At 68.8% G+C, this 10,939-nt stretch carries 7 protein-coding genes and 3 pseudogenes; 4 read left to right on the forward strand and 6 right to left on the reverse strand.

The features are described from left to right. Positions 1–291 precede the first annotated feature (291 nt). Positions 292–2,100: a DUF5941 domain-containing protein gene (locus tag OHB00_RS06250; protein ID WP_406432074.1), complete on the forward strand. Its 1,809-nt coding sequence runs from the start codon at positions 292–294 to the stop codon at positions 2,098–2,100. A 135-nt stretch (positions 2,101–2,235) separates the two neighbouring features. Here OHB00_RS06250 and OHB00_RS06255 read toward each other — a convergent pair. Then, positions 2,236–3,581: pseudogene (locus tag OHB00_RS06255) on the reverse strand (ISNCY family transposase). A 120-nt stretch (positions 3,582–3,701) separates the two neighbouring features. On the opposite strand from OHB00_RS06255, the pseudogene OHB00_RS06260 reads away from it, so the two are divergent. Both OHB00_RS06260 and OHB00_RS06265 read left to right on the forward strand, forming a co-directional pair. Then, positions 3,702–3,917, forward strand: a pseudogene (locus OHB00_RS06260) (phosphocholine cytidylyltransferase family protein); the annotation flags it as partial. Positions 3,918–4,015: 98 nt separating this feature from the next. Beyond that, positions 4,016–4,347, forward strand: a pseudogene (locus tag OHB00_RS06265) (hypothetical protein); the annotation flags it as partial. On the opposite strand, the gene OHB00_RS06270 reads toward OHB00_RS06265, so the two are convergent. The 5 genes from OHB00_RS06270 to OHB00_RS06290 all read right to left on the reverse strand — a co-directional run bounded on the left by OHB00_RS06270 (position 4,307) and on the right by OHB00_RS06290 (position 9,704). Continuing rightward, positions 4,307–5,080, reverse strand: coding sequence for an alpha/beta fold hydrolase (locus OHB00_RS06270; RefSeq protein WP_406432076.1), 774 nt, complete (start codon positions 5,078–5,080; stop codon positions 4,307–4,309). The pseudogene OHB00_RS06265 and the gene OHB00_RS06270 sit on opposite strands and share 41 nt — an antisense overlap. Beyond that, positions 5,080–6,024 (reverse strand): dihydrodipicolinate synthase family protein, encoded by a 945-nt coding sequence (locus tag OHB00_RS06275; RefSeq protein WP_406432078.1) that lies wholly within the window; start codon positions 6,022–6,024, stop codon positions 5,080–5,082. The genes OHB00_RS06270 and OHB00_RS06275 overlap by 1 nt, the downstream gene beginning before the upstream one ends. Then, a complete protein-coding gene (locus OHB00_RS06280) occupies positions 6,021–7,931 on the reverse strand; it encodes a flavin-containing monooxygenase (protein ID WP_406432080.1) in 1,911 nt (636 codons plus the stop codon). Before OHB00_RS06280 ends, OHB00_RS06275 begins: the two co-directional genes overlap by 4 nt. A gap of 94 nt (positions 7,932–8,025) precedes the next feature. Beyond that, positions 8,026–8,871: an acyl-CoA thioesterase gene (locus OHB00_RS06285; RefSeq protein ID WP_406432082.1), complete on the reverse strand. Its 846-nt coding sequence runs from the start codon at positions 8,869–8,871 to the stop codon at positions 8,026–8,028. Between the two features lie 38 nt (positions 8,872–8,909). Continuing rightward, the gene (locus OHB00_RS06290; RefSeq protein WP_406432084.1) at positions 8,910–9,704 is read right to left on the reverse strand and encodes an enoyl-CoA hydratase/isomerase family protein; all 795 of its coding nucleotides are present in this window, start codon (positions 9,702–9,704) and stop codon (positions 8,910–8,912) included. A 306-nt stretch (positions 9,705–10,010) separates the two neighbouring features. On the opposite strand from OHB00_RS06290, the gene OHB00_RS06295 reads away from it, so the two are divergent. Continuing rightward, positions 10,011–10,913, forward strand: a complete 903-nt coding sequence (locus OHB00_RS06295; protein ID WP_406432085.1) for an alpha/beta hydrolase — start codon at positions 10,011–10,013, stop codon at positions 10,911–10,913. The last annotated feature ends 26 nt before the right edge of the window (positions 10,914–10,939 follow it).

Consider the following 10,939-nt stretch of genomic DNA (forward strand, 5'->3'; position numbering starts at 1 on the left):
TGGTCGTGCACCCTGTACCGACGCCCACAGACCGTACCCAATGTCCGGATGATCCGCACGAGGCCCGGTTACGAGGGACGCGGCTTGTTAACCGGGCACCCGATCACCCATGATGATCACGGCAAAGGCCCGGGGCAGGCCACGTCGACCTGACCGTGAACGGTCGGCGCACAAGACCGCTCCGGTCATCGATAGCCTCTGCCCACATGCCGCCCGGGTGCCGCTGGCAGAAGGCGCCACACCACGCAGAAGACCGGCGCCGGAGCGTCGGCACCCAGGGAGTGAGTTCAGTTGTCGACCGCCATCGTGACCGGCCAGCCGGTTCCCGGATCCTCGCTCGAGCGCGATCTGCGGTCCCTCGGCTTCGACGTGCGGAGCGCCTCGGACGCCGCCGACGCCAGGACCCTCCTCGCGGCGGTCCCGGCCGGTGAACGCGTGGCCATCGTCGACGCCCGCTTCGTGGGCCACCCGCACGCGTTGCGCCTCGGCCTGACCGACCCACGCTTCCCACTGGCCGCCGTCGCCGGCGCCGTGACCGCCCAGCCGGCCGTCCGGCAGGCGCTGACCCGCGCGGTGGCCCGGGAGACCTCGACGGGCGGCGGCACAGCCCTCGCCGTGGACAGCCTCGCCGATCGCGTCGTCACCGCCCTGAACGCTGACGGCGCCACCGTGCACCACCCCGAGCTGGGCAGCCTGATCGCCGCCGTCCCGACCGACCCCCAGGCCCGCGACGAGGCACGCCAGTCCGTGGCCGCCGTCAACGACGAGGCCGTGCGCCTGAAGTCGGCCGTGAAGGCCCGCGACGGCTTCTTCACCACGTTCTTCATCAGCCCCTACTCCCGCTACATCGCCCGCTGGTGCGCTCGCCGGGGCCTCACCCCGAACCAGGTCACCACCGCCTCCCTACTCACCGCCCTCGTCGCGGCAAGCAGCGCGGCCACCGGCACCCGCGCCGGGTTCGTCGCCGCCGGCGTCCTGCTGATCGCCTCGTTCGTCCTGGACTGCACCGACGGTCAGCTGGCCCGCTACTCGCTGCAGTACTCGACGCTCGGCGCCTGGCTGGACGCCACCTTCGACCGGGCCAAGGAGTACGCCTACTACGCGGGCCTCGCGCTGGGAGCGGCCCGCGGCGGCCATGACGACGTGTGGGCCCTGGCCCTTGGCGCGATGGTCCTGCAGACCTGCCGGCACGTGGTCGACTTCTCCTTCAACGAGGCCAACGCCGGAGATGCCGCCGCGACCGCCGACACCGGCCGCACCGCCGCTTTCTCCGGCAAGCTCGACAGCGTCGGCTGGACCGTATGGGTGCGCCGGATGATAGTGCTGCCCATCGGCGAACGATGGGCCATGATCGCCGTGCTGACGGCTCTCACCACCCCCCGCATCACCTTCTACGCCCTGCTGGTCGGCTGCGCACTCGCGGCGACATACACGACGACCGGCCGCGTGCTCCGCTCGGTCACCCGCAAGGCGCAGCGCACGGACCGCGCCGCGCGGGCGCTCGCCGACCTCGCGGACAACGGACCCCTCGCCGGGTTGGTGGCCCGTGCAACGCGCGCCCGCCTCGGCTCCCCGTCCGCGGTGGCGCTGGCCGGCATCGCGGTCCTGGCAGTCTCCCTGTTCTCCGGTGTGGCGTGGGCCCCCGTTGCGGGCGCCGTCGTCTACGCCGTGACCTCGGGACTGGCGCTGTACCGGCCCCTCAAGGGCACCTTCGACTGGCTCGTCCCCCCGCTCTTCCGGGCCGCCGAATACGGCACCGTCCTGGTCCTCGCCGCTGAAGCGAAAGTGAACGGAGCTTTTCCTGCGGCTTTCGGGCTGGTGGCCGCCGTCGCCTACCATCACTACGACACTGTGTACCGCATCCGCGGCAACGCCGGAGCGCCGACGGCCCGACTGGTGCGCGCGATCGGAGGTCAGGAGGGGCGGACGCTGTCCGTCACCGTCCTGGCCGCGCTGCTCACCGGCTCGCAGTTCACGGTCGCGCTCACAGTCCTCGCCATGTACGTGGCCCTGGTGGCGCTCGCCCAGAGCATCCGCTTCTGGACGACCCCTCATCTGAGGGACGCGCCCGCCATGCATGACGAAGGAGAAACCGCGTGATCGGCCCCGTACCGGCGGCCGGGGCCGGACAGCGTCTTCGGCCCTAGCTACTTGCCCCTGAAAAAGTGTTTTGCCTGGTGACCGGGCTGGCGCTGCAGAATGACGCTGTGCAGCTGGGCGGTCGGTACATGTCCCTCACCGGCTGAGGACGGTCATCCGCTGGAGGTTGTAGGCGAAGATCCCCAGTCCGCCCCAGGTCCGGGCGCCGGCCAGGCGGCGCAGGCGTGTGCGACGGAAGCCGAAGCTGCGCTTGAGGTGACTGATACGGGCCTCGACACCGACCCGAATGGGCGACTTTGCTCGTACTCACGCCGTGCCTTTCCAGGTTTTCCAGCACGTTGCAGGCCAATGCGCTGGACACCGAGTTCGGCCAGGGCGAGGTCGTTGGCCGCGGTGCCGAAGCCGCGGTCGGCGACGACCGTGCCGGGCGGGCGGCTGGTCAGTGACGCGGCGCGCTTGACCGAGGGAACCAGTTGCGGCGCATCGGCCGGATTCCCGCGCTGGACCTGGTGGTCAACGATGAAGCCGCGTTCGTCCTCGGCCACGAGGGCGGTGTAGCCGAACTGGGTGGGGTGCTGGGGCTTGCCCTTGCGGATCGGCCGCGCGTCGGGATCTGCCAACGAGATCAGCCGGTCGGGGATGGTGCGGATGCCCGCCAGGCGCAGGGCGGTCTGCTCCAGCAGCCGGCGGGTGCCCGCGACGGTCTCGGCCAGCACGCTCACCAGGTGCGCGAGTCGTCCGGAGGGCCGCTTGCCCAGCATGCGTCGGGCATTGCGCTCCACCGCCTCCGCGTCCCGCAAGGTCGCGCGGGCCACGGCGGCGATTTCACCGGTGAGCCGGTCGATCTCGCCCAGCGCCTGGCCGGTGCGCCGCCGCAGCGTGCGCGAGATCTCCTTCAAACGGCGCCCCGCTGACCGGCTGCGATCACGAAAGCGGGTGCGCTTGGCCGCCCCCGACGCCTTGATCCGCCCCACGAGCCGGCCCAGCTTCCGTACCCCGTGTTCGAGCAGGTCAGCGTCCGCGGGGTGATCGATGTCGGCTTCCATCACGGTCGTGTCGATGCGGAGCTTGCGGCACCGCAGCAGCTTGTCCTCGACCAGCTTGCCCAGCAACGCGGCGTTCAGCTTTTCCACCGCCTGCGCTCCGCTGCGGCGCACCAGCTTGATGAGCGTGGCCGAGTGCGGCACCGGGGCGGTCAGCGGGATGCGACAGAACCGGCGCCAGCTCAACGAGTCCGCGACCTCACGGCACAGGGTCTCGTAACCCAGCTGGTAGCGGTACTTGAGATACAGCAGCCGCAGCAGCGTCTCCACCGGCACCGCCGGCCGCCCCAGCCGCTCGGCGAACACCGCCCGCCAGGGAGCGATGAATCGCTCGTCGTCCAAGAACGCATCCACCCGAGCCAACTCGGCGGGTAACTGCCGCGCGTGCTCCGGCAGTACCTCCCACCAGGTGTCCTCTACTCCCGCGACACGCAACATCGCCCCACCCCCGGCCGCCAAGACCTGCACCCACTGTGACGGCCATAGCCCGGCCCTCACCAGCTCTCCCCAAGGGACAACCCACAGGCACCCCGGACTTCTTCAGGGGCAAGTAGCTAGACCGACAGCCTTCCCAAGACTCTGGTGCCAGTGCCCGGGGCCGACGGGCATTGAGGACGGCGTTCCATGCTCGACCTCGCCCTCGGCAACGTCACCGAGATCGGTCTGACTGAGGTCGCGATCAGCGTCGGCCACCGAAAGGAGGCCCTCTACGAGCGCAAGGCCGTCCTGGAGGCAAAGTACGGACTCAAGCTCACCCTTATCGACACCAACAAGCCACGCACGCTCTGATCAGGCACGTCTTCTCACAGACGGCGAAAATCCTGCGGGCAGCCATCCCGTGGCCGACTCCACTCGACATCGGACGTCCATCGGCCCATTCGTCCCGTGCGATCCGCGACCACTTGCGCAAGCGCGGCACCGGGCGGTGATTCCGGTCCCGGCACATCAGCGTGGCCACCGGCTGCGCCGAGGCAGCCGAGGCGGCAGGCCACCGGCCTTCGACCCCGAGGCCTACAAGCAGCACACCGTCGAGCGGTGTATCAACCGCTTGAAGCAGTGGCGCGGCATCGCCACCCGCTACGAGAAGACCGCCACCATCTACCTGGCCGGACTCCACACCGCCGGCATCTTCCGGTGGTCCGCCCGCGGACAAACGAAAGCCCCTAGCGGTGCGCCTCGACGTGCTCGCGCACGAGATCGGTGAACAGCTCGGGCTGCTCGACGTTGCACAGGTGGGCGCTGTCGGGCAGGGTGCGCAGCTCGGCCCCCGCGATCGCCTTCGCCAGCTCGGCGCTGCCGGCCGCCGGCGTGGCCAGGTCCTGGTCACCGGCCAGCACGAGGGTCGGCGCGACGATGTCCGATGCGATCACGTGACCGTCGAACTCCGACAGGGCCAGGCAGGCGTCGGAGTACGCCCGCGCCGGCATGCGGCGCAGGTGCTGCATCTTCGTCCTGACGACGTCGGGGTGATCGGCCCGGAAGCGATCGGTGAACCACCGCGGCGCCGAGAGCTCCGCGATCCAGGCGGTGCCCTCGTTGAGCACCCGGGCGGACCGGTCGAGGAGTCCCTGGCGGGTCAGGATCGTCAGGCCGGTCGAGGCCAGGACCAACGAGCTGATCCTGTCGGGGTACCGAGCCGCGAGGCTCTGGCCGATCACTCCGCCGATCGACAGACCGCAGAAGGCGAAACGGTCGACGCCCAGTTCGTCGGCGATGCTGACCACGTCGTCGGCGAAGTCGTCGATCGTCGGTGTCTGTGGACTCAAGGGTGAGAGGCCATGGCCCCGCAGGTCGAACGGGACGACGTTCCACTCTCGCGGCAGCAGCTCGACCTGCTCGCTCCACATGGCACGGTCTGTGCCAAGTGACGAGCCCAGGATGACCGTCACCGGCCCTTGAGGGTTGGACGACTGGTACCAAAGGTGCGATGCGGTCATTACAGGTACCTCTTCACTAGGGTCTCGAGACGAGCCATGGCCGACTCGTCGTCACGGATCGACGCCGTGGGAAAGCGCGGGTAGCCCGCATCCACCCCAGCAGCGACCATCAACGCTTTGCTCTGGGCATGCCACGGCTGCCGGGGACCGAGCACCTCGACGACCGCGGCCTTGAACGCCGTGAGGTCGTCAACGACGACCCGGGCCTCTTCGACGTCACCCGCCCACACCAGTTCGAAGGCGTCGGCCAGCCGGTGCCCCAACGGCATGCCGCTGCCGATCTGCCCGCGGCCGCGTTGCTCCTCGGCGAACACCTGGAACGTCGATGCCTCCAGGACGTCCGAGAAGACGGCGTGCTCACCACCCAGCCGGCGCAGGGTCGAGACCCGTCGCTCGGTCGAAGGGGTGTTGTCCTTGACACCGACGATGCCTTCGATCGTGAGCAGACGAGCCAGCAGCTCGGTCGGGATGTCGAAGCCCGTCACCGCCGGCACGTTGTAGACCACCAACGGCAGAGGGATCTGCCGGGCCATCTCGGCGAAGAAGTCGAAGATTTCGTCATCGCGCAACCACCGCGACGGCGGGATGGTCAGCAGGGCGCCGACGGCGCCGGTGGACGCGGCGTGCTGTCCCAGCACGACGCTTTCGTCGGGACGGATGCTTCCGATCCCCACCAGCAGCGGCGTGTCGGGCGCGACGGCGTCGCGGGCGGTCTCGAGGACCGTCTGCCGCTCCTCGACCGTCTGCGCCACCCACTCACCTGTTGTCCCGTTGACGACGACACCGTGGGCCCTCTGTTGCTGGAACCAGGCCAGGACGTCTCGCAGACGCCCTGTGTCGAGGCCGCCGTTGCGGTCGAACGGCGTCGGTGCGGCGGCGATGTATCCCTTCCAGGAGACGTTCTCGTCACTCATGGGCTGCCCTTGCACGGATTGCTCGGTCATGCCGTCACCTCGCGACCGGCGTCGCTGTGCACGATCATGTCGGTCAGGTCGACCGATCGGGTGATCTCGTAGTAGGTCAGCAGCGGGTAGGGCCAGACCACGGTGTTGGTGCCGCTGGCGTTGCGGTACCAGCTCATCTCGGCCGCCGCCGCCCACGCCATGCCGCGGTTTCCCCTGTCGACCCACTCGACGTACTGGTCGTACGCGTCCTCGGTTGGTTCGATCGAGGACGCCCCCGTCTCCAGAAGGTGCCGCATGCATTCGCCGACGTAGTGGATCGCGCTCTCGGACATGAACGTCTGGCTGCCGATGGCGACCAGGGCTGTGTTGGGACCGCCGAGGCAGAACAGGTTCGGGAAGTGCGGAACCTGCACGCCGCGGTACGCCCGCGACTCGTCGCCCCAGAACTCCCGCAGGCTGATCCCGTCCCGGCCGCGCACGTCGATCGTGCCGAGGTAGTTGGTGCCGTGGAAGCCGGTGGCGAAGATAGTCAGGTCGGCGGAGTGGTGCTGGCCGTCGACCGTCGTGATGCCGTCGGCGTCGAAGTGGTCGATCGCGGTCGTCACCAGCGTCGTCTGCGGCTGCTGCAGGGTCCGGGCCCACACTCCGTTGTCGCGCAGCATGCGCTTGACGCCCACGGGGTAGCGCGGGATCACCGCATCGAGCAACTCCTCGTGACCGACGTACTGTTCGCGAACACTGGCCACCAAAGCGTCACGGAAACGCTGGTTGGGTTCGGACACCGACTCGATGGACGACCAGTCGGGGTCGGCCCGCGTCAGGGCGTACTTGCCGATCGTCGAGTGCCAGAACTCCCAAAGCCGCAGCCACCGGTGGTAGCCGGGGATGTTGTCCATGAGCCACTGACGCTCGACACCGACCTCGGCCTGATACAGGGGTGCCGGCAGCATCCAGGGGGCGCTGCGCTGGAAGATGGTGAGGGACTCGACCTCGTCGACGATGGCCGGTGCTATCTGGTAAGCACTGGCACCTGTGCCGATGATGTTCACCCGCTTGCCACGGTGGTCGACGTCGGGGGTCCACTCGGCCGAGTGCACGATCTCGCCGCGGTAGGAGTCGAGGCCGGCGAACTGCGGGACGTTGGGCTGGTTGAGAATGCCCACGGCGCTGATGAGCGCGTCGACCCGCTCCGTCGACTCGGCCCCTGTGCGGCCGTCCTTGACCAGAAGCTCCCACTGCGAGTCGTTCTCGTCCCATGATGCGCGCACGACGTCGGAGCCGAACCGGATCGCCTTCAGCAGGTCCTCCTGCTCGGCGAAGTCGCGGAAGTAGTCCTCCAGGGACTCCCGCACCGCGAAGTGGTGCCGCCAGTCGTTCTTCTGGAAGAACGAGTAGCTGTAGGCCAGCGTGCTGGTGTCGAGGCGGCAGCCGGGGTAGGCGTTCCACCGCCAGGTGCCACCGACCTTGTCGGCCTTCTCGAACATGACGAAGTCGATGCCGCGACGTCGCAGGTCCCGGGCCATCGCCAGACCGGCCTGTCCGGCACCGACGATGCCGACCATGAAGTCACGCCGGTCATCGATGTCCTGCTTGGTCCAGCCGACCGGCTCTACCAGGCCGAGCTCGTGCTGCATCAGGTCCGCGTAGTCGCTGTCGCCGTCGGTCATGAATTCGACGATCTCTGCGGGCGTCACCGCTCCCCGCGGCGACGGCTCGTCGGACCAGTGGCGCGCCAGGGCGTCGGTCGCGCGCTGGATGGCCCGGTCTGCTGCCTCCTCGGAGAGTCCGCCGGCCACCGGGATCGCGATCATCTCGGCATCGAGGCTGGGGCGCAGGTCCTCGGAAATCAGCGACCGGTCTCCGGTCAGCTCGGCGACGGCGCACAGCAGCGGAATCAGTTCTGCTGCTTTCACAAACCGTTCGATATCGTGTGCGTCGGTCGTCATGCTTCTCCTTCGAAGTGCTGATCGTCGTGCATCCGCATGCTCGGTGTACGGCGCGCTGTCGGTGCAAGGACTGTGTGCCGATGTATGCGGGTCCTCACGCGCTCCCCGATCCCGAGTTCGACATCGCAAGACGCAGCTGCCGGGCCGAGGCCAGGTTGACGCCGTCGACGTCCCAGGCGTGAATCGCCTCGGTGACCCACCCGCCCTCGTCGGCGCGGACGGTGCGCGATCGCACCAGCACCCACGGCGAGGCCGATCGCTGCGCGGCGAGGTGGACCGAGAGCTCGACGGTCGGGACGGGACGGGCCAGAGCTGGTGTAAGGACTCTCGTGTACGACGGCGGGAGGGCGTCCAGGAAGAAGATGACGGCGGACGGAGACACCGGTTCGTCGCTGCCCTTGATCCGCACCCAAGCCGTCATCACCGCCTCCGACGAGCCGCCATAGGCATCGATGGACCCCACCGGCCGCACGTCGACCTGTCCGAGTACGGGTGAGTGTTCCTCAAGGCCGCGCAGCGACAACAGGCTGTCAGGGTGCGGAACGTGGGGCATGACCGGCGCCCAAGCCGGTGCCACTCCGGGCTGCTCGGATCCGAGCACCGCAGTGGCGGTGAAGCACACGCCCGCCGCACCGGTCACCGTGACCTGGGCGGCGCCGGCCGATCGGCCCGAGCGGATGACCTGCGGCTCCAGGACGAACGCCTCGCGGATCGGCCGGTGGAAGTGGCCCACGACAGACCGCAAGCTGTGGTGGGGCACGCTGGCGGCCATCCGTGCGACGGCCAGAGAGAGCGCCACGCCACCGTGCAAGCCACCGAATCCCCACGCGAACGACGGCACCCTGGTCAACGCTGACGGTTGGGAGAACAGCAGCGACGCGAGATCGTGGTGGTCGCTGTCCGCAGCGGTGTCCGTCCGGGGCGGGCCGGTCGTGCTCATTCGGGGCACCACATGCTCTGGAGTCGCTGGAGACACGGCTAGTTCCCGACGAAATCGACGGGAGACGGGCTCGCCATGAAGTCGCGAGGGCCCATCGCCAAGATGGCCTCCACCGCGGTCTGCATGTCGGTCGTCTCGACCAGCGAGGGTGCTGTCTGCAGCATCAACTCATCTGCGGCGCGCACGCCTTCGGCACGTGCCATCCGCACGATCGACTTCGTGACACGGTGGGCTGCGGTAGGACCTTGGGCCAGTTCCCGGGCATATGCCGCCGACTCGTCCTCGAAATTGTCGGCGACGACGACCCTCGACACGATCCCCCACGCGGCAAAGGTGTCGGCGGAGTACAGCCGGCCGGAATAGGTGATCTCGAGCGCGCGCGAGGTTCCGCAACGCTCGACGAGACGCTGAGCACCACCCACGAACGTCGTGCCGCCCAGACGGGCCTCAACCTGCCCCAGTTTCGTCCCTTTCTGCGCGACGATCAGGTCACACGCCAGGGCAAGCTCCAGACCGCCGCCCAGGCACATGCCCTGGACTGCGGCCAGTGTGGGGACGTCGAGGTCCTCGATCTCGTGCACCACCGCCAGGTAATCGGTATGGGTGGCCCTGGCCTCGGACTCCCGTACGCCCTGGAGATCGCCTGCTTCGGCACCGGCGAGGAAGACGTGACCCTCAGCGCGGAGCAGGAGGCCGCGACACCTCTCGGCCCGCGCTCGACGAACGTTGTCGAGCAGGCCCGCCATCAAGTCGTCGCCGATGACCGGCGCCCCCTCGTGAACAATCGTGAGCACGGCGAGGCCGTCGTTGAGCTGGTACTTGACCTTGGACACCGGTGAGGCTTCCGATCGTGACGTGGGCCATATGCCTTGGGGAGGGCCGTACGCGACGGCGGCAGGTGGTCCGCCAGGGCAACGTGGACGTAATCACCGTAGGAGCGGAGGTGTCCTCGGCCTAGAACCGAACTGACTGGGTGCTGGTATCCCGGCGACTGCCCCCGTCGCACCTTGCCGACCAGCACCCCGTCACGGCGGATGGCGCCCGTGTACCCCTCCCCCGGCGTCCCCGTCCTATGAGGTCGCGGCGGCACGATCGACGATGGACATCTCCATCGATCACGACAGAAGGCGACCCACACCATGACGCGCGAGGACATCGAATTCCAGGGCGAGGGTGGCGTCACTCTCCGCGGGTGGTTCTACCCCGCAAGCGGCGCGACCGGGCCCACGCCCACGATCGTCATGTCCCACGGCCTGACCGCCGTCAAGGAAATGTATCTCGACGACTTCGCCGCCTACTTCGCGGCGGCCGGCCTCAACGCCCTCGTCTACGACCACCGCAACTTCGGCGACAGCGACGGGACCCCCCGCCAGGAGACGGACCCGGTGATGCAGCAGCGCGACATGCGCCACGCCATCTCGTACGCCTCGACCCGTCTCGACGTCGACGAGAACAGGATCGGCCTCTGGGGAACCAGTTTCTCCGGCGGCGTGGCCCTGGTGGTGGCCGCCGTCGACCGCCGCGTCAAGGCCGTCGTTTCGCAGGTGCCCGGCACCTCGGGCGCCGGCATGGCCATCCGCGCCGTGCGACCCGACTTCGCGGCCCACGTGCGCGAGATGCTCGACGGCGACCGGATGAACCGCTTCGCGGGCGGCGAGCCGGCCGTGGTGCCGGCGGTCAGCCCCGACCCCACCGGTCCGGCGATGATGCCCGACGCGGAGGCCTGGACGTGGTTCACCGAGACCGCCAAGCGTGCCCCCAACTGGAAGAACGAGGTGACGGTGCGCTCGATGGAGATGGCCGGCGAGTACGAGCCGATCAGCTACATCAGCCGCATCTCGCCGACGCCGCTGCTGATGATCGTCGCGGACAACGACGTGGTTGCGCCGGTCGCCCTGGCGCTCGACGCGTACGAGTTGGCCAAGGAGCCCAAGAAGCTCCTGCTCATGCGGGGCGGACACTTCGACGCGTACGAAGGTACCGGGTTCGAGGAGAGCGCGGCAGCGGCACGGGACCACTTTCTGAGCCATCTGAACCCCTGATCCCACCGACGAAGCCGCCCGGTCCC

Source organism: Streptomyces sp. NBC_00631, assembly GCF_045206895.1.
Lineage (GTDB): Bacteria > Actinomycetota > Actinomycetes > Streptomycetales > Streptomycetaceae > Streptomyces.